This window comes from Yinghuangia seranimata (assembly GCF_029953285.1).
GTDB classification, from domain to species: domain Bacteria; phylum Actinomycetota; class Actinomycetes; order Streptomycetales; family Streptomycetaceae; genus Yinghuangia; species Yinghuangia seranimata.
In genome coordinates this window covers 1-20,687 of sequence record NZ_JASAOI010000078.1, presented here as the reverse complement: position 1 = coordinate 20,687, position 20,687 = coordinate 1, and the positions used below count along the sequence as shown (strand labels likewise).

General features: G+C 72.9%; 21 protein-coding genes. 6 read left to right on the top strand and 15 right to left on the bottom strand.

The features are described from left to right. Positions 1 to 39 precede the first annotated feature (39 nt). Together QI554_RS39090 and QI554_RS39085 are read right to left on the bottom strand one after the other, a co-directional pair. Positions 40 to 1,878 (bottom strand): IucA/IucC family protein, encoded by a 1,839-nt coding sequence (locus QI554_RS39090; RefSeq protein ID WP_281477441.1) that lies wholly within the window; start codon positions 1,876 to 1,878, stop codon positions 40 to 42. A gap of 87 nt (positions 1,879 to 1,965) precedes the next feature. Continuing rightward, positions 1,966 to 3,867, bottom strand: coding sequence for an IucA/IucC family protein (locus tag QI554_RS39085; protein WP_281477440.1), 1,902 nt, complete (start codon positions 3,865 to 3,867; stop codon positions 1,966 to 1,968). 577 nt (positions 3,868 to 4,444) lie between these two features. On the opposite strand from QI554_RS39085, the gene QI554_RS39080 reads away from it, so the two are divergent. After that, positions 4,445 to 5,089, top strand: a complete 645-nt coding sequence (locus QI554_RS39080) for a hypothetical protein (protein WP_281477438.1) — start codon at positions 4,445 to 4,447, stop codon at positions 5,087 to 5,089. Positions 5,090 to 5,150: 61 nt separating this feature from the next. On the opposite strand, the gene QI554_RS39075 is transcribed toward QI554_RS39080, so the two are convergent. Beyond that, positions 5,151 to 5,573 (bottom strand): ATP-binding protein, encoded by a 423-nt coding sequence (locus QI554_RS39075; RefSeq protein ID WP_281477436.1) that lies wholly within the window; start codon positions 5,571 to 5,573, stop codon positions 5,151 to 5,153. Positions 5,574 to 5,925: 352 nt separating this feature from the next. Here QI554_RS39075 and QI554_RS39070 point away from each other — a divergent pair, with 352 nt between their 5' ends. Together QI554_RS39070 and QI554_RS39065 are read left to right on the top strand one after the other, a co-directional pair. Then, complete coding sequence (locus QI554_RS39070) at positions 5,926 to 6,468, top strand: hypothetical protein (protein ID WP_281477434.1); 543 nt, start codon at positions 5,926 to 5,928, stop codon at positions 6,466 to 6,468. Between the two features lie 81 nt (positions 6,469 to 6,549). Next, positions 6,550 to 8,148, top strand: a complete 1,599-nt coding sequence (locus tag QI554_RS39065) for an MDR family MFS transporter (protein WP_281477432.1) — start codon at positions 6,550 to 6,552, stop codon at positions 8,146 to 8,148. On the opposite strand, the gene QI554_RS39060 is transcribed toward QI554_RS39065, so the two are convergent. Further along, complete coding sequence (locus QI554_RS39060; protein ID WP_281477430.1) at positions 8,108 to 8,662, bottom strand: hypothetical protein; 555 nt, start codon at positions 8,660 to 8,662, stop codon at positions 8,108 to 8,110. The genes QI554_RS39065 and QI554_RS39060 overlap by 41 nt on opposite strands. Before the next feature lie 88 nt (positions 8,663 to 8,750). Between QI554_RS39060 and QI554_RS39055 the strand changes: the two genes are divergently transcribed. Beyond that, positions 8,751 to 8,927, top strand: a complete 177-nt coding sequence (locus tag QI554_RS39055; protein ID WP_281477428.1) for an SPOR domain-containing protein — start codon at positions 8,751 to 8,753, stop codon at positions 8,925 to 8,927. Positions 8,928 to 8,935: 8 nt separating this feature from the next. Here QI554_RS39055 and QI554_RS39050 read toward each other — a convergent pair whose 3' ends face one another. Then, entirely contained in the window at positions 8,936 to 9,286 is a 351-nt protein-coding gene (locus tag QI554_RS39050) for a cupin domain-containing protein (protein ID WP_281477427.1), read from the bottom strand. Between the two features lie 55 nt (positions 9,287 to 9,341). On the opposite strand from QI554_RS39050, the gene QI554_RS39045 reads away from it, so the two are divergent. Further along, a complete protein-coding gene (locus tag QI554_RS39045; RefSeq protein WP_281477426.1) occupies positions 9,342 to 9,953 on the top strand; it encodes a TetR/AcrR family transcriptional regulator in 612 nt (203 codons plus the stop codon). A gap of 261 nt (positions 9,954 to 10,214) precedes the next feature. On the opposite strand, the gene QI554_RS39040 is transcribed toward QI554_RS39045, so the two are convergent. Continuing rightward, positions 10,215 to 10,682, bottom strand: a complete 468-nt coding sequence (locus QI554_RS39040) for a hypothetical protein (RefSeq protein ID WP_281477425.1) — start codon at positions 10,680 to 10,682, stop codon at positions 10,215 to 10,217. Between the two features lie 259 nt (positions 10,683 to 10,941). Between QI554_RS39040 and QI554_RS39035 the strand changes: the two genes are divergently transcribed. Next, entirely contained in the window at positions 10,942 to 11,529 is a 588-nt protein-coding gene (locus QI554_RS39035) for an AMIN-like domain-containing (lipo)protein (RefSeq protein ID WP_281477422.1), read from the top strand. Between the two features lie 6 nt (positions 11,530 to 11,535). On the opposite strand, the gene QI554_RS39030 is transcribed toward QI554_RS39035, so the two are convergent. The 9 genes from QI554_RS39030 to QI554_RS38990 all read right to left on the bottom strand — a co-directional run bounded on the left by QI554_RS39030 (position 11,536) and on the right by QI554_RS38990 (position 20,488). Further along, the gene (locus tag QI554_RS39030) at positions 11,536 to 11,943 is read right to left on the bottom strand and encodes a hypothetical protein (protein WP_281477421.1); all 408 of its coding nucleotides are present in this window, start codon (positions 11,941 to 11,943) and stop codon (positions 11,536 to 11,538) included. A gap of 48 nt (positions 11,944 to 11,991) precedes the next feature. After that, positions 11,992 to 12,702, bottom strand: coding sequence for a class II aldolase/adducin family protein (locus tag QI554_RS39025; RefSeq protein ID WP_281477419.1), 711 nt, complete (start codon positions 12,700 to 12,702; stop codon positions 11,992 to 11,994). Between the two features lie 227 nt (positions 12,703 to 12,929). Beyond that, positions 12,930 to 13,940 carry an ABC transporter ATP-binding protein gene (locus QI554_RS39020; RefSeq protein WP_281477497.1) on the bottom strand — a complete coding sequence of 337 codons (1,011 nt, stop codon included), beginning with the start codon at positions 13,938 to 13,940 and terminating at the stop codon, positions 12,930 to 12,932. 2 nt (positions 13,941 to 13,942) lie between these two features. Next, complete coding sequence (locus QI554_RS39015; RefSeq protein ID WP_281477418.1) at positions 13,943 to 14,746, bottom strand: ABC transporter permease; 804 nt, start codon at positions 14,744 to 14,746, stop codon at positions 13,943 to 13,945. Further along, entirely contained in the window at positions 14,739 to 15,659 is a 921-nt protein-coding gene (locus QI554_RS39010; protein ID WP_281477417.1) for an ABC transporter permease, read from the bottom strand. The genes QI554_RS39015 and QI554_RS39010 overlap by 8 nt, the downstream gene beginning before the upstream one ends. Before the next feature lie 189 nt (positions 15,660 to 15,848). After that, on the bottom strand, positions 15,849 to 16,901 hold the full coding sequence (locus QI554_RS39005) for a hypothetical protein (protein WP_281477415.1): 1,053 nt from the start codon (positions 16,899 to 16,901) through the stop codon (positions 15,849 to 15,851). Positions 16,902 to 17,093: 192 nt separating this feature from the next. Beyond that, on the bottom strand, positions 17,094 to 18,029 hold the full coding sequence (arcC, locus tag QI554_RS39000; RefSeq protein ID WP_281477413.1) for a carbamate kinase: 936 nt from the start codon (positions 18,027 to 18,029) through the stop codon (positions 17,094 to 17,096). A gap of 174 nt (positions 18,030 to 18,203) precedes the next feature. Continuing rightward, positions 18,204 to 19,205: an ornithine carbamoyltransferase gene (argF, locus tag QI554_RS38995; protein ID WP_281477412.1), complete on the bottom strand. Its 1,002-nt coding sequence runs from the start codon at positions 19,203 to 19,205 to the stop codon at positions 18,204 to 18,206. A 53-nt stretch (positions 19,206 to 19,258) separates the two neighbouring features. Beyond that, positions 19,259 to 20,488 (bottom strand): arginine deiminase, encoded by a 1,230-nt coding sequence (locus QI554_RS38990; protein ID WP_281477410.1) that lies wholly within the window; start codon positions 20,486 to 20,488, stop codon positions 19,259 to 19,261. Positions 20,489 to 20,687 lie beyond the last annotated feature (199 nt).

The window sequence follows — 20,687 nt, the reverse complement described above, 5'->3', positions numbered from 1 at the left end:
TGTCGTGAGGCGGGTTTCGGACGGCCCCCGAACGGCGGGTCAGCCGACCGGTCCGGACAGCGGGCTGGCCGTCGGCGGCACGGGGGCGGCGCGCTGCCTCGGCAGCCGGTCGCGGTTGGGGGTGTACCGGGCGATCCTCGGGCCCAGCAGGTCGAACAGCGCGTAGCGCTCCTTGAGTTCGGGGAAGCGCTGCTGGTAGCGGGCCGCCTCGGCGCGCATGAGCGCCCAGAACGCCGTCTCCGAGACGCCCAGTTCGTCGTCGGCGAGCTGCGACAGGTGGCGCAGCGGGCCGCCGAACAGGCCGCCGCCGAGGGTGCGCGCGACCTCGTCGGGAGGGTGTGTCGCCACCGGGCCCTTCGGCCCCGCCGGCGGCAGGCCCTCGGTCTCGGGGAACGGCCGCCCCGCCGGGTCGCCGCACACCATCAGGCCGCGGGCCGCGTCCCGGACCGCGAGCCGCACCGGGACCTCTCCGGCGTCGGAGACCACGACCAGGGCCTCGCCGTATCCGGGGACGGCCAGACCGTAGCGGTAAAGCAGGTGCAGCAGCGGCGGCAGCAGTGCGGCGCCGAACCAGCGCAGCCACTCGCGCGGCGCCAGCCCCGAGCGCTCGACGAGTTCGGCGACGAGGGGTCGCCCGGTGTGGTCGCGGTGCAGCAACGCGGGGAGCGGACGGGCGCGTTCGCCGGGCTCCAGGCGGGCCGCGAGCGGTTCGCTCCACAGCGCGCCGAACAGGCCCCGGTACGGGTGGCCGGCCGCGGTGGCGTCGTGCCCGCCGTCGCCGTCGCCCGGCACGGCGTCCAGGTGCGGGTGCCGCACGGTCACGGACGCGAGGTCGGCCAGCAGCACGACGCGCGTCTCGCCGTGCAGGAACGGGTCGGCGTGGTACCGGTCGACGAGCCACCCGGTGGTCTCGGGCGACGGCCGCGCCGGCGCCGGGAGCCGCGTGCCGAGCGGTGCGTCCGGGCCGGCGAGCGGGAGCGCAACGTCGCGGCGTCCGGGGCGGTCCAGGTTGGTGAACCCGCCGCCCGCCTGGCGCGGCAGGTAGCGGTCGGGGCCGCCGTCGCCGAGCGGCACGATGCGGCCGTGGGCGAGGTCGGCGGCGAACAACGGCAGCACGGTCTCGTCCCACTGCCACGGGTGCACCGGCAGCCACAGGTAGTCGGCCGGGTCGACGCCGCGGTCGCGCAGTCGCGCGGTGAACCGGCGGCGGGTCGACGGGTCGAGTTCCTCGGCGAGCAGCCGCTGTTCGGTCAGCTCCGGCGAGGCGGACCCCCACACGGCGATGTCCCGGTGCACGGCCGCCCACGGCAGGCGGATGGGGTTGCGCGCCTCCGGCGCCCAGCGGGTCGCGTCGCTCGCCGAGAAGCCCGGCCGGGACCGGCCCGGCGCCAGGCCGGGGTGGCCGTCGACGCGGCCCTCCAGGTCGAGGTAGGGAAGGTCGGCGAGTTCGGCGGCGGTGGGCAGTCCGCGTGCCTCGTCGCGGGCGGCGCCGAGCAGTGCGGCCGTGACGTCCGCGACCAGGCCCGCGGTCGCCTCGGCGGTGAGGCCGAGCGTGGCGCGCGCGTCGACGATCAGCCGCGCCGGATCGGTGGCCGGTGCGGCCGAGCCGTCCGCGACCCGCAGCACCGAACCGGGTTGCACGCGCCACGAGCCGAACGCGCCGCGCCGCGCGCGGAACGAGTAGACGACGTGGCCGGCCAGCTCGAGCCGGTAGCGCACCACACGGTCCGGGTCGGGGCGTTCGTCGCCCGCCTCCTCGTCCGGGAGCGGGAGCAGCAGCCCTTCGTACGCGTACTCGGACAGGACGGAGAGCAGGAGTGCGGCGGAGGCCCGTTGCCATGCGGGACCGGTGAGTTCGGGGAAGTCAGGCAGCGGCACGGGCCCTCCTGGAGTTCGGCGCGCGCCGGTTGGCACACGCCGAACGTAACGCGAGTTTCCCGGATCGTCAGCCGGATGGGGTCCGGGTCATCCGGTCGCGATCGGGTTGGCGATGTCGACGTATACGGTCCGGTTCGGGTGGGGTCCGGGGGGCGCCCCGAGGCCCGCGACGCGGGTGCGCAGGTTCGCCTTGCAGCGCAGGCGCGGCGCGTCGAGGAGGGTGTCGACGAGGTCGCCCGCGGCGTGGTCGGCGTGCTCGTCGCGCAGCCGGGCGAGGAACGCGCGGACGTCGCCGAGCAGTCGGGTCTCGTCCGCGAGGCCCTGCGCGCCCATGGCGCCGACGAGGCCGAGCATGTTGTTGACGCCGACGCAGTAGCCGAGGCGTTCGTCGACGACGGCGTCGGTGGCCCACGTGCCGGGGTCCTCGCGGACGTCGGCGGGCAGCCAGCGGGCGAGCGGTGTCCCCCGCGCCGCCGAGAAGTGGTAGCCCTGGTTGCCGCGGTACCGGCCGCCGATCGGCCAGCCGTCGCCGTCCAGCACGACCAGGGTGTTCTGCTGGTGGGCCTCCAGCCCGAGCCCGTAGTCGGCGTACAGCCACAGGACCGGCGCGACCACGACGTCGAGGTAGCGGCGCAGCCACGTGTCGGCGACCTCGGCCAGCGGACGGCCGGTGTGCAGCGCGAGGTGGTGGACGACGCGGCCCAGTTCGGAGCGGCCGCCGGGCCGGTCGGGGCGCTCGGCGGTGAGCCCGGCGACGCACAGCACGCGGTCGCGGGCGCCGAACGGGTTGTCCCGCACCACCAGTTCGAGGCCGCTGGCGCCGCCGCACGCGGCCGACCCGTCGGTGCCCGCCCCGGCGTCGCCGCCCGAGGTGCGCAGCGTCAGCCAGCCGAGGTCGCGGACGACGTCGAAACCCGGGTGCGCGCCGTGCAGGACGCGTTTGAGGCCGGCGTCCAGCATGCGGTGCACGGCCAGGCCGCGGCGCATCTCGGAGCGCAGGTTCTCGCGCCGCGAGTCGGCGATCTCCGCGCCGAGCGAGGTCTTGAGCATCACGGGCGCGTCGGCGCGGTACAGCGTGCGCACGGACGACGTCGGCGACCACTCCGGGCCGGCCGGGCCCAGGTCGTGGAGTCGGCCGGTATCGAGGAGCGCGCGGACGGCCGGGCGGGTCACCGCGGTGCGGGCCTGCCACGGGTGCGCGGGGAACACCACGGTGCCGGGCGGGCGTTCGAGGCCGGGTCCGGCGAGCGCGGCGAATATGGCCGGAAGCGGTCCGATCAGGTCCTCGTCGAGCTGCAGCACGTCGGGGTCGGCGGCGAACCAGTGCAGCGGAAACCGGCCGCGCAGTTCCGGGGAGAACCGTTCCGCCTCCGCGTCGTCGACGCCCTGGCGGCTGTGCGGTGTGGGGTGGAACGGGTGTCCGAGGACGAGCGCCTGCTCCGCGTCCAGAAAGGGGGTGGACTCGGGCGCGGCCGGGGCGGAAGAGCCGTTCGCCGTGCCGCGCGCGGTGGGGACGGCGGACGCGGAGTGGCCTTCGGCCTCCGCGTGCCGGGCCAGCAGGTGCCGGGCCGTGCGCCGCACCGAGTCCGCGACGCGTTCCGCCAACTGGGCGGCCACCTCGGGGGAACGGTCCGCGCACAGCAGCGCCGCGAGCGCGGGGGCGTCGAGGTGTGTGCCGTCCGCGTCGCGCACCGCGCCGAAGCGGTGCCATCCCGTCGGCGAGCGGTACTCGAGGACCGCCTCGACGACCGGGCCGTCCGCGCCGAGCGCCGGCCGCACGGTCGGGCCCTCGCGCACCGCCCCGCCGTCCTCGCGCAACCGGCAGCGCAGCAGCGCCTCGACGGCCGCGTGGTCGGCGGCGGCTTCGGCGTCGGCGGACCGCAGCGGCGGATCCGGGTCGGGCGCGGGCGGGAGAGTGGGTGACGACGGAGGAGAGCCGAGACGCTGGGCCGCGACGTGGGTCGTCGGCGCCTGACCGGGAAACGACATGGGCTGTACGGACCTCCCCTGTTCGACAACGGCCGTGCGGTGGGGCGGCGTTCGGGTCGTGCTCGACGGCGGTCCGGAGGTCGGTGTCCGACTTCGGGACGCGGCGGATTCCTCGGGACGGATCTGCGGCGCACCTGCAACGCGAGCTGTTCGGAGAACGGTAACCCATCCCTTCCCCGGTGTTCAGGCCCGGTCACACGTGTTCCGCGTCCGGTCGCCGGACGCCGAACCGATGTCTACCCACCGGCGACCCGTTCGAGATCCCGGCCATCGGGTGAACGCGCGGGAACCGGATAAGGTGCCGCCTCCGTCACCACAAGCGACCCGTATGGACGGTGGCCCGCTGCCGGCCGACGCGGGTCGCTACCATACGCACTGCCCTTGTCGGCGCCGGACACGTCCGAGGCGCCGTCAGGCGGCCGGATGGGGGGAGCGAACGCACCCGCGCGCACCTGTTGGGGGGGTCCAGCAGAGCGTGTGGTCACCCGTATCGGCCGAACGCAACCAGCTCGGCGCGCGGCCGCACTCCGCGCGACCGGGCCGTCCCCCACGGATCGGCTTGGACACGGAGACGACGATGGACTTTCACCGGCGCGACAGCGGGCAGCAGCCCGCCTACGGCGGCTACCCGCCCCCGCACTGGCAGGCACCGCCGCCGCCCCCGCCGCAGCGCGGTGGAGGCGGGGACGGCAACGGCAAGCTCATGCTGATCCTCACTCTGGTGGGCACCGTCGCCACGGTGGTCAGCGTGCTGCTCGCCATGGGCATCGGGCCGTTCGACCTGTCGAGCGACTCGAAGAACACTCCCGCGAGCGGCCAGCCCGCCGCGAACGAATCGGTCACGCGCGAGAAGTTCGTCGCGGACGTCAACAAGGTCTGCAGCGAGTCCTCGGACAACATCGCGAACAAGCTCAGCGACGTCGACGCGGCCATCAACGGGAGCAACGCCAACCTCACGGACGCGCAGCAGAAGATGCGCGCGCTCAACAACTCGATGCAAGCGCTGATGAGCCGGGTCAAGGCCGTTCCGCAGCCGAAGAACACCGACGCCGACCTGCGGGACTGGGCGCAGAAGTACCAGCACCAGGCCGACCTGATCAACCAGACCACGGAGCAGCTGAACAGCGGCGACGTGCAGGCCGCGGGCGCGACGCTCGACGAGGTCAGCCACAGCGAGGAGCTTCAGGCCTCGGCGGAGAAGGTGCAGATCACCTGCCCCTGAGCCGGGGCTCGCGACATCCGCGGGCGGGCCGGCCCGGAACTCCCGGGCCCGGCCCGCCGCCTCACGCCACGGGCCAGGGCAGGATCACCCACAGCGTCTTGCCGTCGGGGTGCGCCTCGATGTGGATCTGCCCGCCGTTCTCCTCCACGATCTGACGCACAATCAGCAGCCCGCGCCCCGACGTGTCGTCGACGGTCTCCAGCAACGCGACCGGGCGGTACGGGTGCCGGTCGCGCACGCCCAGCCACAGCCAGCCGTCGTGCACGGTCAGCGTCACGACGATCTCCGGCGACACCACGGCGGCGTGCTCCACCGCGTTCGTGATGAGCTCCGACGCGATCAGCCGCAGCCCGTACCCGAGATCGTGGTTGCGCGGCAGCCCCCAGTACGTCAGATGGTCGGCCAACGCCCGGCGGGCCTGCGGCACAGCGGCCGGTTCCGCGGGCAGCGTGAACCAGCAAGACCTGTCGTATCCGAGAGTCACGGGGCCCACCTCCTCGCGCGGTGGTCCAGCCTAGTGCCCCGGACGGGCGTCCGATCATGAGCGACATCAACGATACGCAGCGTGACCGACCGCTTCCGGAGGCGCGCTACGGCGTGCGCCACGGCTCGTCCCAGGTCATGCGGGGGGCCCGCAGATTGACGGATCGTCACATCAGCGCGAAACGTTGATCGAGCGCGTGTGTGAAGTACACGCTTCGTGGGCAAGACCGGAGCGTCTGCGTATGTGGCGGCGCACCCGAGGGGGTGCGCCCATAGCCGCGCGTTGCGGTGTCGGAGCCTCCGTCCACGATGGTTCCGCAAACGCCGCACAGTCCCACGGAAGGGTGATGCGGGTGGACGACAACCTGGACGCGCTCGAACGGCTCATGCTGGCCAACCTCCTCGAGGGCCGTCAGCCGCGCCGCCGGGCGACCATCGTGCCCAAGTCCCAGCGCAACTCCGACTCCCGGCAGTCCGCTCCGCAGCAGCGGACCGCGTCGCGCAACGCGCCCGCGCGCGCCGCGATCCCGAGCCCGTCGGCCTCACACCAGGTGCCGGACCTGCGCGCGAACCGGCAGCTCGACATCGGCCGGGTCATCAAGCAGATCGATCCGCGCACCACGCCGGAGTGGCGCTCGGAGATGGCGGCTGCCTGGGTCCGGCTCGACCTGACGGCCGCGCAGGTGCACGCGTGGCTCACCGCGGGCCTGCTCCCCGCGCAGCACGAGCTCGCCAAGGAGTGCATCGCCCGAGGCCTCACCCCCGCCGACATGAAGTCGCGCATCGACGGCGTCCGCGTCGTCGAACGGCTGCGCGGCGACGGTGTCGACGGCGTCGTCGACCTGCTGCGCAGCAACGGCTGGCAGCCGACCCCGCGGCCGACCGCGGCCGCCTGACCCGCCGGTCGCCCCGCGGGACTCTCCGCCGACCGAGGGATACCGTTGCATGTTGCAACTAGATTCAACTAGCTTGCCGCCATGCGACCTGGGAACCCGGCCGGTCCCGCGGCACCATCCACCCCGTCCCTGACACAACGCCAGATCCTGCTGGCGTTCGTGGGGTTGATGACCGGCATCCTGCTCTCGTCGCTCGATCAGACGATCGTCGCCACCGCGCTGCCGACGATCGTCTCCGACCTCGGCGGACTCGACCGCCTGGCCTGGGTGACAACGGCGTACGCCCTGGCCATGGCGATCTCGACGCCGGTGTACGGCAAACTCGGCGACCTCTTCGGGCGCAAGTACCTCTTCCAGACGGCCATCGTCGTCTTCCTCGCCGGCTCCGCGCTGTGCGGGCTCGCGCAGTCGATGGGCGCGCTCATCGCCTTCCGGGCCCTGCAGGGCCTCGGCGCCGGAGGCCTGATGAGCAACGCCCAGGCCATCGTCGGCGACCTCGTGCCCCCCGCCGAACGCGGTCGCTACCAGGGCCTCATTGGGTCCGTCATCGCGCTGGCCACGGTCAGCGGGCCGCTGCTCGGCGGCGTGATCACCGAGCACCTTTCGTGGCAGTGGGTCTTCTACGTCAACCTGCCGCTCGGCGCGATCGCCCTGGTGGTGACCAGCTTCGTGCTGCGCCCGCCCGAACGGCGCGGCGAACGGCGGCCGCTCGACCTCGCCGGCGGCGCGCTGCTGTCGTGCGGCACCGCGGCGCTGATCCTGTGCACGTCGTGGGGCGGCACGGAGTACGCCTGGTCGTCCGCCCCGATCCTGGCCCTCGCGGCCGCCGCGGTCGTGCTGCTGGCCCTGTTCGTCGCCGCGGAGCGCCGCGCGGCCGATCCGCTGGTCCCGCTGCGCCTGCTGTCGGACAACGCGGTGGTGCGCGTCGCGTGTCCGATGACCCTGCTGACCGGCTGCCTGTTCGTCGGCATGAGCACGTTCCTGCCGATGTACGAGCAGGTGGTGCACGGCAAGGGCCCGACCGCCTCGGGGCTGCTGCTCGCCCCGATGCTGCTCTCGATGCTCGTGTGTTCGACCGTGTGCGGGCGGATCATCTCGCGGATCGGCCGCTACAAGCGCTTCCCGGTGGGCGGCACGCTCGCGGCCGCGGTCGGGCTGGCGATGCTGGCCACGCTGGGGGTCGCGAGCCCCTACTGGCGCCTGTTCGTCGCGCTCGTCGTCCTCGGACTCGGCCTCGGGACCATCGGGCCGGTCACCACGCTCGCCGTGCAGAACTCGGTCGACCACCGCGACCTGGGAGTGGCGACCGCGCTCAACTCGTTCTCGCGCTCCATCGGATCGTCGTTCGGCGTCGCGATCCTCGGCGCGGTCTTCAGCCGGCGCCTCGCGGCGGGGCTCTCCCCCTCCGAGGCGGCGGCACTCGGCGGGGACAGTTCGAGCATCACGCGCGACCGCATCGACGCCCTTCCGGCGCCGGCGCACGCGGCCGTGCTGGACACCTTCTCCGACGCCCTCTCGTGGGTCTTCGCCACCGGTGTACCGCTGGCGCTGGGCGCGTTCGCCCTCGCGCTGTCGCTGCGCGAACTGCCTTTGCGGCGCGGCCCCCAAGAGGTGCCGCCCACGCGGGACGACAAGCCGGTCAGCACGACCCCACGGCCAGGCGCGGGCGGGCCGGGCTGAGCGGCTCGGGCAGCCGCATCGCCGGTCGGCCGGTGCGCAGGCAGGCGGCGATGTGCAGGTCGACCAGGTCGACCGCGGCGTCCCACACCCAGTCGAGCGGATTCCGGACGAGCACCGGGTTGGCGGCGAGGCTTCGCACCGCGAGCTCGGCCAGGTCGGCGACGAGCGCGTGCCGCCCCAACTCCGCGAGGCCCGCCAGCAGTACGGCGATCTCGCCGATCCGCCGGATCTCCGGTCTACCGGGCCCTGACAGCGCGTTCGCCATCGCCCGTATCCCGGGCAGGTCGGGCCCGCGTCCCGGCGCGAGGGCCGGCTCCAGCCGGACCAGGTCGACGCCGCGCGGCGACACGGGCGCGACGACGGCCGCCTCCGCCTCCAGCAGCTCGGCCAGCGCCGCGTCGAAGCCGTCCCCGAGCCCGGCCGGTTCGAGCAGGCTCCCCGGCTCGCGGCGGACGTCGCACGAAACCCCCTGCGCTGTCCCGGGTTTCGCCTTGATCTTCACAAGATGTCCCATGAATCCATGGAAGCGAAGGTCGGGGCCGGGCATCGGAAACCTTGAGCCCAATCACCCGAAAGAGCGACGCATACGGGAGAATCAGGCCATGACCGAACGGATCCGCTGGCAGGTCTGGCGCCAGGACGACAACGGCGCGCGCTTTCTGATCGCCTCGTACGACACCGAGAACGAGGCACGCGAGCGGCTGGCGGCCATGGAGCACACCGGCGGGCACCACAAGCAGCTGTACTGGATGGCACGTTCGGACCGCCCGCGGCAGTGAGCTCCGGCTCAGGTCGCGGAGGGGCCCAGCGCACCGCCCGCGGCCGGACGCGGCGCCGCGGCGGGCTCCTTCAACTCGATGAACAGGGCGTGCGTCTCGGAGTCGCCGATGTTCTCGCCCGCGTGCTCCTGCGCGTCCAGCCAGCGCACCTGCCCGGCCGCCAGCTCCACGTCCGCCTGCCGGTCGCCCGAGCTGAGCCTGCGGCGGAACGAACTCAGCGTGTACATCACCGTGTCCGGATGCCCGTGCGGCATCGTGCGGTCGCCGGGCTTGTCGCGGTACTCCAGCACGCGCACACGGTCGTTCTCGAACACGACGCGGTAGAGCTCGGGATCGGTCGTCGCCGGGTCCTGGTGCATGGCAGCCCACCTCCACAGCATGGAACCCTTTATGGGATCAGAGTACCATGATGGCATGCCGGTACCATATGAGTCGACGGGACGCAGCAAGCAGAAGGCCCGCACCCGCGAGGCCCTCGTCACCGCCGCCCGCGCCCTCATCGCCGACGGCGGCGATCCCACGGTCGAACAGGCCGCCGCCGCGGCCGGCATCTCCCGCACCACGGCCTACCGGTACTTCCCGAACCAGCACAGCCTGCTGACCGCCGCCCACCCCGAGATCGAGTACACGTCGCTCCTGCCCGACGACGCGCCGCCCGACGACCCGTACGCACGACTCGACCTGGTGATGGCCGCGTTCGCCCGCATCACCACCGAGTGGGAACCCCAACTCCGCGCCGCACTAAGGCTGTCGCTCACCCCGGCCGCAACCCCCGAGGTCGCGCAGCGCCCGCCCCTGCGCCAGGGCCGCGCGATCGCCTGGATCACCGACGCCCTCACACCGCTGCGCACCACCCACCCCGACGTGGACGTCCACCGCCTGGCCGTCGCCATCCGCGCCGCCACCGGCATCGAGTCCCTGGTCTGGCTCACCGACATCGCCGGCCTGACCCGCCCCGCCGCCGTAGCCCTGATGCGCGACACAGCACGGGCATTGCTCCGCGCCGCCCTGAACCCCGAGCACTGAAGACTTCGCCTGAGGGTGTCGGCCCGCCCCGCTGCGGCGGCGCGCCGACGGCATGCGAGCCGGCCGCCTGTGCCGGGTCCCAGCGTGGCGTGGCTCGTGGCCGAGCCGATCGAGGAGCCGACGGTGCGGTCGGTCGCATGTCGGCGGCTCCGCGCCGTCGATTGACGTGCGGGACGGTCATGCCCGGTTGCGCCGCCGCGGCTCAGCGGGCCGCAACCGCCGCACGGCCCAAACACCGTGCGGCCGAACGTCGTTGGCGCCTCAGTGCGGCGACGCCGGCGGGTTGTCCGTCGGGAGGGGGCTCGGGGCGGGCGGGGCGGTGGTGGGCGGTGCGGAGGCCGGGGGTACCGCCGGGGGTGAGGGCACCGGGGTCGCGTCGGCGGCGGGGGTGGGCTGGGCGGTGCCGGGGGCCGCGGGCGGGGTGGCGTCGCCTGCCGTGAAGGACGGTTCCTCGGGCCGGACGGACGCGGCCTCCTGCGGCGGCAGCGGGACGCCGCTGTGGCGCTCGCCCGGTGAGGCGGTCACGCCCGGGGCCTTGCCGCCCCTGGTGGCGTTGCCGTGCGGGCCGCGGCCCGGGGCCTGGTCGTTGCCCTCCGCCGCCGGGGCGGCGCCGGTGGCCGGCACGTTGCCCGCCGGGGCGATACGCGCGTGCGAACCGCCGCACGCGGAGGCCGCTCCCGCGGCCAGGACGACGACGGCACACCAAGATCCGACGCGGCGCCGACTCATGCAACAGCCTCCCGAGGATTCCCGACGGCACCTGGCGGCGACCCGTCCGGGAGTACGTTGACGCGCCCGGAGGCCGCGCGCCAGTCAGAACGACCCGTTTCATCCACATGGGTGAAGGCGCTGTCGCCCGCGAGTGATCAGGCGTGCAATTCGGGCGCAATATCGCCAAACCGTGCAACCCGACAGGTGAGATGGGCGTCCTTCAAGCATCTACGGCGCGATCTGATCCGCACCTCGCGCCTCGGCCCAGGAGGTCTCCGTGTCCGAGAACCCGTCCCCCTCCGCCGTTCCGACGCCGACCGCGCTCCCCCGTCGGCGCGCGGCCCGTGCCGCACTGGCGACCGGTGCCGCCGGCGCCCTGCTCGCGGTCGCGCTGCTCCCGGTGGCGACCGCCGACGCCGCCGCGCCGGCCGCCGCGCAGCGGTCCGTCGCGCTGTCCGCGCCGGCCATGGCGGGGCCGACGTACCTGACGAACATCCGTACCGGCGCGCACCCCACGTTCGACCGCGTGGTGCTCGACTTCTCGGGCGGCGTGCCGGCGTTCGGCGTGACCGGCGGCCCCGGCCCGTTGACGAACTGCGGGTCGGGCCAGGAGGTCCCGCTGCCCGGCGACCAGTTCCACGAGGTGCAGGCGGCCAGCGCGGCGCACGACGCCGACGGCAACCCGACCTACACCGGTCCGCGCGTGGTGCGCACGCCGCAGCTCGCGCGCGTCACCGGCTACGCGGTGACGTGTGACTTCGAGGGCCACCTCGACGTCGGTGTCATGACCCAGGGCCACGTCAGCGAGGTCCGCACGTTCGTCCTGACCGACCCGAGCCGGATTGTCGTCGACGTGTACCGGTGATGCGGTTCAGCGGTGCCACGGGTGGGCGGCGAGGAGCACGAACGTCGCCCACACGCCGACCAGTCCGCCGAACCACCCCTGCGCGGCCAGCCGCCGCGTCCGCTGGTCGCGGCTGGCGACACCGCCGGTCGCCAGCCCGGCCAGCGCGGGCAGGGCGAGGAACGCGCCGCTGATGCCCACGCCCTGCACGCCCGGGTTGCACAGCCCGGTGCGGTTGCCGTCGGCGCAGTTGTACGCGGCGACCATGATCTCGAGCGGCAGGAACACCATGGTGGCCGCGGTCGCCAGCCACAGCAGCACGAGGGTGACGACGATGCGGGCGAGGCTGTCGTGCCGAGGCGGCGGCTCCGCGGCGCGCACCGGTTCGCGGTACACGGAGGTGAGCGTCCGTCGTCGCCGGTACCGCTTCGTCATGCTCCCATGCTCCGGCGCGGGCCCCAGGCGGCAACTCCGTACGGATACTCAAGCGGGCCCGGGTACCCCGCGCGCGCCCGTCCGTCCGGGCTCGTCCCATCCCACGAGCCCCATGCGCCGCTCGACGCCGGCGAGTTCGTCGGGACCGAGCAGCCGGGGTTCGCCGCCCATCGCGCAGGCGCGCACGTAGACCTGGCACAGCCATTCGAGGATGCGGGTGCGCTCGTACGCCTCGTCCAGGTCGCCGCCGAGCGTGACCCCGCCGTGGTTGGCCAGCAGTGCCGCCGTGCGCCCGCCGGCGAGGGCGGCACGCACGTTTTCGGCCAACTCGGGTGTGCCATAGGTGGCGTAGTCGGCGACGCGGACGTCGCGCCCGCCGAACAGCAGGACGTTGTAGTGGATGGCCGGCAGCGCGGGCCGGGTGGTGGAGACGACGGCACCGAAGACGGCGTGCGTGTGGACGATCGCCCGCGCGTCGGGCGCGGTGTCGTACAGCGCGAGGTGCATAGGTGTCTCGGACGACGGCGGCCGTACGCCGTCCACGATTTCGCCCGTGGCACGGTCGACGACGGCGCAGTCGGCCGGGGTGAGCCGGTCGAGCGGGTAGCCGCCGGGGGTGACGGCGACCAGGTCGCGCCCGCCTGACGCGGTCCCGTCGCGGCGCACGCTGAGGTTGCCGGAGCTACCGACGACGAAGCCGTCGTCGACGGCGCGGCGGCCGTAGGCGCACAGCGCGAGGCGCGCGTCTTCCAGGAGCACGGCGGTCCCGCCTTTCCGTGTCGTGGGCGCCCGCGGCCCGAGCCCCACGTGGTCGGTGCGGCGGCCGGATCTCGCCGGGGGCACGGCGGTCGGACGCCGCCGTGGTGGTGATGGTACGTCGTGAGCAGGGCGTCCTCGCCGACGGCGGGGAGTCCCGGCGCGCCCGATACGAGGGCGCGCCGGGACGTCGTGCCGGTGCGCGGCCACAGGCGCCTCGGCGCGTGCGGCTACGCGGGGACGGCGGGTTCGGCGGGTTCGGCGGGTTCGGCGGGTTCGGTGGTGTACAGCCTGGCCACGACCTCCTCGATGTCGGGCTCCTGCACCGCGACGTCCCGCAGCCCGCCCAACTGCGCCAGCCGGGCGATCAGGCCGCCCGCGGGGACGCCGTCGAGCGCGAACACCACGCGGTGGCCGTCGTCCTCGACGCGGTCCACCTTCACGCCGGGGACGTGCGGCAGGTCGTCGTACGGGCGATCGAGGTCCACCACGACGCGGCGGCGCGACCCGTACCTCTCGTGCAGCGCCGCGAGCGTCCCGTCGTGCACCACGCGGCCGTGGTCGACCACCACCAGGCGCGGGCACAGCCGTTCGATGTCGGCGAGGTCGTGCGTGGTCAGCACGATCGTGACGTCGCCGCGCGCGCCCAGGTCGGCGAGGAAGGCGCGCAGGGCGTGCTTGCTGACGACGTCCAGGCCGATCGTCGGCTCGTCCAGGAAGAGCACCTCGGGGCCGTGCAGCAGCGCCGCGGTGATCTCGCCGCGCATCCGCTGCCCGAGCGACAGCTGCCGCACCGGGGTGTCGAGGAACGCGTCGAGGTCGAGCATGCGGCGGCACGTCTCCAGGCGGTGCGCGTGGTCGGCGGCCGGAACCGAATACACGTGCCGGAGCAGCCGGAACGACTCGCGCAGCGGCAGGTCCCACCACAGTTGCGAGCGCTGTCCGAAGACCACGCCGATGCGGCGTGCCAGCTGTTTGCGGCGCGGCACCGGCTCCAGACCGCACACGGTCAGCGCGCCGCCGGTGGGCGTCAGGATGCCGGTCATCATCTTCAGCGTCGTCGACTTCCCGGCGCCGTTCGGGCCGATGTAGCCGACCGTCTCGCCGGTGGTGATCGTGAGGTCGACGCCGTCCACCGCGGAGACGCTTTGCGCGGTGCGGCGCAGTCGGCCTGTCTTGCGCTTGACGGTGAAGTCCTTGCGCAGGCCAGCGGCGTGGATGACGGCGTCGTGCGGAGGCATGGTCATGATCCCGTACTCCTGTAGTGGCGGATTCCGGTGTTCCACAGCAGCAGTGCGCCCGCCCACGCGACGGCGCCGACCACGGGCGTGCACCACGCCAGCCAGTCGGGCGCGCCGAGCGGGTCGGGGCGGCCGAGCAGTGCCAGCGCGGGCTGGTAGCCGGTGAAGGCCATGCCGAGCCCGTACGCGAACACCACGCGCAGCCAGGGCGCGTAGACGTTGATCGGGTACGAGCCGAACTGGCGGCCCCCGTAGGTGAAGGCGTTGGCGAACTCGCCCGAGTCGATCCACCAGAACGCGACGGTGGCGCCCGCGACGAAGATCGCCGAGTAGAGCGCGGCCCCGGCGACCGGCGCGCCGACCGCGAGCAGCGCGCGCGGGAGGGTCCAGTCGAGGTCGGCCCAGGCGAGCACGGCGACGTACATCGTCAGGGCCTGGAGCAGGCGGCCGAACTTGCGCACGGGGAAGTCGACGGCGAGGAGCTGGCCGAGCGCGCTGCGCGGCCTGATCAGGACGGTGTCCATCAGCCCGGTGCGCACATAGCGGGCCACCGCCTCGACGTTGCCCACCAGGAAGTCGGCGAGCTGGAAACCGACTTCGCACATGGTCGTCATGACGAGCACGTCGCGCACGGAGAACCCGCCGAGCGTCGGGGTGACGCGGAAGAGCAGCAGGATCGCCACGACCTCGATGCCGGAGACGAACGACGTCACGAGGACGTCGAGCGCGAAGGACAGCCGGTACTGCGCCTGGCTGCGCACCTGGGCGCCGACCAGCGAGCGGTACGCGCGGATCGTGTCAGCCACCCTGCACCACCAGGCGTCGTACCGCGCGGCGCTGGACGGCGCGGCAGGCGAGGAACAGCACGATCACCCAGACGAGTTGCAACAGCACCGTGGTGGCCGAGAGGGCACCGTCCGTGCGTTCGACCGCGACGTCGAGCGGGATCTGGAAGATGCTCGGGAACGGCGTGCCGCACCACAGCAGCCACTGCACCCATTCGGGCAGGAAGCGCATCGGCAGGAAGCTGCCGGACAGCAGCGCCCCGGCCAGCATCCACAGCGCGACCGGACCGCGCACGTCCAGGAGCCAGAACGCGCTCAGGTTGACCAGGTAGCGGCCGCCGAAGCTGACGAGCGTGGCGAGCACCACGGAGACCACGAACAGCACGTAGGTGGACGGGCGGTGCGGGACGTAGATGTCGTAGAAGGCGACGCCGACCACCACCGGCGCGATCCAGCGGCCGAGCACCGCCTGGCCGGCGCGGCCCAGGTCGGCCGCCGCGTACGAGGTCAGCGGGTCGACGGGGCGCAGCAGGTCGGCGGTGACGTCGCCGGACCGGACCCGGTCGGCGAGTTCGCGCCAGCCCCACGTGTACACGACGTTGAGCAGGCCCTGGCCCACCCACACGAACGCGACCAGCTGCTCGCGCGAGTAGCCGCCGGGCGTACGGCCGTCGGCGGCGACGCCCAGCATGATCGACGCGAGCATCGCGCCGAAGACGATGTTCGTGAAGAGCCCGGCGACCATCGCCTGGCGGTAGGTGGCGTAGCGGCGGAAGCCCGCGCCGGTCAGCGCGACGAAGCCGGCGGCCGCGTCGGCGGCGCGGCGCCGCGCGGGCGGTCTCGGGCGGCCGCGCCGGTCGGGCGGATCGGCAGACGGATCGGGGGCGGAATGGGGATCAGGAGCGGATTTCGGGCATGCGGCGGCGAACGGCATGACGGATACCTCCTGCGCCGGGCACACCGAAGCGGCCGGCGCACGGCGTCGGAAAGTCAGTTCGGATCGCTCGCTCTTGGTTTCGCTGCGCGGGCCCTGATGCGGTGTGCCACCGCCGGGCTCGCCCACAGCACCCCGGGCAAGGCCGCAAAGACTACCCGATACCGCGCCGCCTGGTGACGCGGTTTCTCAGGAAACGTCGTCCGGATGGGTGCCCTCGGGCCGCACGCCCAGCCCGGGGAAGTCCACATAGCCGCCGCTCGTCCACGAGCGCACCCGCATGCCGGACGTCGCCGTGATGCCCCACGCGGCGAACGCCTCGAGCAGCAGGTTGCCCGCCCTCCGCCCGTGCTCGGTGCCGGGGCGCAGCCACACCTGGCGCGCCAGGTTCGGGATGCCGCCGAGTTCCAGGCGGTCCTGGCCGATGCGCAGTTCGACGGTCCGGCTGGGGCGGGCGATGTCGCCGACCACCAGCAGGATCGGCTCGATCCAGCCGACCAGCGGCAGGTCGGTGACGCACGATCCGAGCAGGGCCGGCAGCGCGCGGGCGAAGTCGTCCCAGTCCTCCGGCTCGGGGCCGAACGGCAGGAACAGCTCGGCGAGCGCCATGTCGGGGCGGCTCACGCACCACTCGTACGGCAGCCCCGAGAGCCCGCGCGCGGCGGCGAACTCCCGCTGCTCGTCGGCCTCCCAGGCCAGTGTCGGGAACAGCTCCATGGTCAGCGCGCCGCGCGCGCGGTCGCGGGCCAGGCGCAGGGTGGTCGTCCGGGTGCGCCAGCGCAGCCACGCGCCGGGGCCGCCGCGCCACGGCGCGGGGCCGAGGGCCGCGGTCACCGAGGCGACCAACCGCGTGTGGGCGGCGTCCAGTTCGCGGTCCCGGTCGCGCGGGAACCCGGCGCCCGGCAGGCCCCACGACTCACCGGAGAGCCCCGCGCCGAAGCCGAGACTGCGCCCCGGTCCGCCGGGGGCCGGTAGTTCGGGTCCCGGGGTCGGCACCGGTACGGGCACCTCGAAGCGCAGCACCGGGCAGCCGTCCGGGCCCTCCCCCGGATCCCACCGGCACAGCAGGCCCGGGACCCCGGTGTCGAGTTCGGGTAGTTCGTCGAGCTCCGCCGTGCGCCATGACAACCCGGCCGCGACCCGGCCGAGATCGTCGCGGCTCCACGCACCCCAGTCGGCGTCGCGGGCGGCCAGCAGTGTCCGGGTGAGAGTGTCGGCGGCAGGCATCACAGAAGCGGCCATATGGGTGATGGTGACAGGCCGTCAAGCTTTTGGGCAGTCGCGCGGGAGGGGGACACCGGATCACACCGGACGGTTCGCCGGCTGCCGCGCCCCAACCGTCCGCCGCGCCGCCGCCTCGACACCCCGACGGCCGAGCCCGCACGCCGACCTGCGGCGTGCGGGCTCGTGCGAGGCCGTGCGTCGATGCGCCGCTCAGAGCAGCCCGCGCTCCGGGTACTGGCCGCTGGGCGTGACGATCGTGCCGGCCTTGCCCGCCAGGATGTCGGCGGCCTGGTCGAGCGAGCCGATGGCGGCCATGTCGCCGGTCATCTCGACGAAGCGGCACACGGCGTCGACCTTGGGGCCCATCGAGCCGGCCGGGAACTGCTCGGCGCGCAGCGTGGCGGGCGTCGCGCTGGTGATCTCCTCGGCCTGCGGGGTGCCGAAGTGGCGCATGACGCGGGGGACGTCGGTGAGGAGCAGCAGCGCGTCGGCCTCGAGCGCCTCGGCCAGCAGCGACGCGGTCAGGTCCTTGTCGACGACGGCCTCGACGCCGACGAGCTGGCCGGTCTCGTTGCGCATGACGGGGACGCCGCCGCCGCCCGCGCACACGGCGATCGCGCCGGAGTTCAGCAGCTGGCGGATCAGTCGGGTCTCGACGACGCGACGCGGCTTGGGCGACGGCACGACGCGCCGCCAGTACTCGCCGTCCTGTTTGACCGTCCAACCGCGTTCGGCGGCCAGCCTCTTGGCGTCCTGCTCGTTGTACACCGTGCCGACGAACTTGGTCGGGTTCTGGAACGCGGGGTCGGCCGCGGACACCAGGGTCTGGTTGATGAGCGCGCACACCTGCCGCCCGGGCAGCGCGTTCTGCAGCGACTGGAGGAGCCAGTAGCCGATCATGCCCTGCGTCTCGGCGCCGAGGACGTCGAACGGGTAGGGCACGGTCAGCGACGTGTCGGCGGCGGACTGCAGCGCGAGGACGCCGACCTGCGGCCCGTTGCCGTGGGTCACGACGAGCTCGTGCTCCTCGGCGATCGGGGCGAGCGCCCGGACGGCCTTGCGGACGTTGGCGAGCTGGATGTCGGCGTCGGGCTTGTCCCCGCGCTGGAGCATGGCGTTTCCGCCGAGGGCGACGACCACGCGCATGGGCCTGGTCTCCCTTCCGAACGGCCGCGGCTTCGGGCCTTGTGGGCCGGGTGAAGAGCGGGATGGATGCGGAGTTTTCGGATGTTCGTGGAGCCGACAAGGCCCGGGTGCCTCGGTCCGGCACCCGGGCCGGGGAGGGCCGCCGGGCCCGGCTCGGGGTCTGCGTCAGGGCCCTCAGTCGCCGAGGGTGGCGACCATGATGGCCTTGATGGTGTGCAGCCGGTTCTCGGCCTCGTCGAACACGATCGAGAAGTCGGACTCGAAGACCTCGTCGGTGACCTCGAGGGCTTCCATGCCGGTCTTCTCGTAGATGTCCCGGCCGACCTGGGTCTCCCGGTTGTGGAAGGCCGGCAGGCAGTGCATGAACTTGACCTTGGGGTTCTCGGTCGCCTTCACCACGTCCATGTTGACCTGGTACGCCTTGAGCTGCGCGATGCGCTCGTCCCAGACCTCCTTGGGCTCGCCCATGGACACCCACACGTCGGTGTAGAGGAAGTCGACGCCCTTGACGCCTTCCTTGACGTCCTCGGTGTGGGTGATCGTCGCGCCGGTCTTGACGGCGAGCTCCTTGGCCTTGGCGATGACCGCGTCGTCGTTCCACAGCGCCTTGGGGGCGACCATGCGCACGTCCATGCCGAGCATGGCGGCGGTGACGAGGAGCGAGTTGCCCATGTTGTTGCGGGCGTCGCCGAGGTAGGCGAAGGACACGTGGTGCAGCGGCTTGTCGGAGTGCTCCTTCATGGTGAGCATGTCCGCGAGCATCTGGGTGGGGTGCCACTCGTCGGTGAGGCCGTTCCACACGGGGACGCCCGCGTAGGCGCCGAGCTCCTCGACGTACTCCTGCTTGGAGCCGCGGTACTCGATGCCGTCGTACATGCGGCCGAGGACGCGCGCGGTGTCCTTCATCGACTCCTTGTGGCCGATCTGCGAGCCGGACGGGTCGAGGTAGGTGACGTTGGCGCCCTGGTCGTGGGCGGCCACCTCGAAGGCGCAGCGGGTACGGGTCGAGGTCTTCTCGAAGATGAGGGCGATGTTCTTGCCCTTGAGGCGCTGCCGCTCGATGCCGGCGTACTTGGCCGCCTTGAGGTCCGCGGCCAGGTCGATCAGGAACTTGAACTCCTGCGGAGTGAAGTCCAGCTCCTTGAGGAAGTTGCGGTGACGCAGGTTGAAAGCCATGACTCCAGTGTTTCTTTCGTGGTGTCGGGACGGGGACGGGGGGTAGCCCGCGGTCAGGAGACCGCTTCGCGCTCCACCGGGCAGCTCATGCAGCGCGGGCCGCCGCGGCCCCGGCCCAGCTCGCTGCCGCGGATGGTCACCACCTCGATGCCGTTCTTCCGCAGGAACGTGTTGGTGGTGACGTTGCGCTCGTAGGCGAAGACCACGCCGGGCTCGACGGCCAGCACGTTGCAGCCGTCGTCCCACTGCTCGCGCTCCGCGGAGCGGACGTCCTGGGTGGCGGTCAGCACGTTGATGCTGTCGAGGCCGAGGGCGCGCGCGATGGCGTCGTGCATGTCCTCGGCGGGGTGGTCGGTGACCTTGAGCTCGTCCTCCGCGTCGCCGGGCTCGATGGTGTACGAGGGCAGCATGCCCATGCCGGCGTACTTGGTGAACGTGTCCCCGTTGAGCATCGTCATGACCGTGTCCAGGTGCATGAACGCGCGCGCCTTCGGCATCCGCAGGGCGACGACCTTCTGCGCGGCGCCCTTGCGGAACAGCGACCGGGCGAGGGCCTCGACGCCCATGGGGGTGGTGCGCTCGCTCATGCCCACCAGCACCGCGCCGTTGCCGATGACCAGGACGTCGCCGCCCTCCATGGTGGCCGGGTACTCGGACTGCCCGGGGTTCCACACGTTGAAGTCGCCCTTGGCGAACATGGGGTGGTAGTTGTAGATCGCCTCGAAGTGGACGGTCTCGCGGCGCCGGGCGGGCATCTGCATCGCGTTGATGGCGACCCCGTCGTACACCCAGCACGAGGTGTCGCGGGTGAACAGGTGGTTCGTCACGGGGATGATGACGAAGTCGTCGAGGTCCATGGTGTGGAACGCGACGCTGTGCGGCTCCTGGATGTACTCCAGCACCTCGCGCTTGGTGATGCCGCCGATGAGGTGCTTGACCAGCGTCTTGGTCTCGAACCCCTCGAACAGGCTTCGCAGTTCGTCGACGGCGAGCAGGCCGTAGGCGCGCTCGTCGAAGACCCGGTCCAGGACCAGCTTCTTCGCCGCCGGCTCGGCGCCGAGCGTGTCCTTGAGCAGGTCCGCGAACAGGTACACGGTGATCCCGCGGTCGCGCAGGGCGTCGGCGAAGGCGTCGTGCTCCTCACGGGCCCGCTTGACCCACAGGACGTCGTCGAAGAGGAGTTCGTCCTTGTTCGTGGGGGTCAGCCGCTTGAGCTCCAGGTCCGGTCGGTGCAGGATGACCTGCTTGAGCCGCCCGGTCTCCGACTGGACGTTGAACCCCATGGAACCTCCTAGGCAGTGCGGGGGTCTCCCGCGGATTTCCGGTTACTTGGACGTGGAACGCTTGACCTCGCCGGGGCCGTATTCGCCGCGGGACGCCTTGACCCAGATGTAGACCGGGATGCCGACCAGCAGCAGGATCAGGCTCTTCAGGACGGCGTCCGCGCCGGAGCCGTAGACCATCCACAGCGTGAACGCGAAG

Coding starts and splice junctions, on each gene's coding strand:
- QI554_RS39050 (WP_281477427.1), bottom strand. CDS start 9,286: ATGCACCAGGACCCGGCGACGACCGATCCCGAGCTCTACCGCGTCGTG.
- QI554_RS39020 (WP_281477497.1), bottom strand. CDS start 13,940: ATGCCTCCGCACGACGCCGTCATCCACGCCGCTGGCCTGCGCAAGGAC.
- QI554_RS38990 (WP_281477410.1), bottom strand. CDS start 20,488: ATGGGGTTCAACGTCCAGTCGGAGACCGGGCGGCTCAAGCAGGTCATC.
- QI554_RS39085 (WP_281477440.1), bottom strand. CDS start 3,867: ATGTCGTTTCCCGGTCAGGCGCCGACGACCCACGTCGCGGCCCAGCGT.
- QI554_RS39030 (WP_281477421.1), bottom strand. CDS start 11,943: ATGACGAAGCGGTACCGGCGACGACGGACGCTCACCTCCGTGTACCGC.
- argF (WP_281477412.1), bottom strand. CDS start 19,205: ATGGCTTTCAACCTGCGTCACCGCAACTTCCTCAAGGAGCTGGACTTC.
- QI554_RS39010 (WP_281477417.1), bottom strand. CDS start 15,659: ATGCCGTTCGCCGCCGCATGCCCGAAATCCGCTCCTGATCCCCATTCC.
- QI554_RS39005 (WP_281477415.1), bottom strand. CDS start 16,901: ATGGCCGCTTCTGTGATGCCTGCCGCCGACACTCTCACCCGGACACTG.
- QI554_RS39065 (WP_281477432.1), top strand. CDS start 6,550: ATGCGACCTGGGAACCCGGCCGGTCCCGCGGCACCATCCACCCCGTCC.
- QI554_RS39080 (WP_281477438.1), top strand. CDS start 4,445: ATGGACTTTCACCGGCGCGACAGCGGGCAGCAGCCCGCCTACGGCGGC.
- QI554_RS39060 (WP_281477430.1), bottom strand. CDS start 8,662: ATGGGACATCTTGTGAAGATCAAGGCGAAACCCGGGACAGCGCAGGGG.
- arcC (WP_281477413.1), bottom strand. CDS start 18,029: ATGCGCGTGGTCGTCGCCCTCGGCGGAAACGCCATGCTCCAGCGCGGG.
- QI554_RS39040 (WP_281477425.1), bottom strand. CDS start 10,682: ATGAGTCGGCGCCGCGTCGGATCTTGGTGTGCCGTCGTCGTCCTGGCC.
- QI554_RS39045 (WP_281477426.1), top strand. CDS start 9,342: ATGCCGGTACCATATGAGTCGACGGGACGCAGCAAGCAGAAGGCCCGC.
- QI554_RS39055 (WP_281477428.1), top strand. CDS start 8,751: ATGACCGAACGGATCCGCTGGCAGGTCTGGCGCCAGGACGACAACGGC.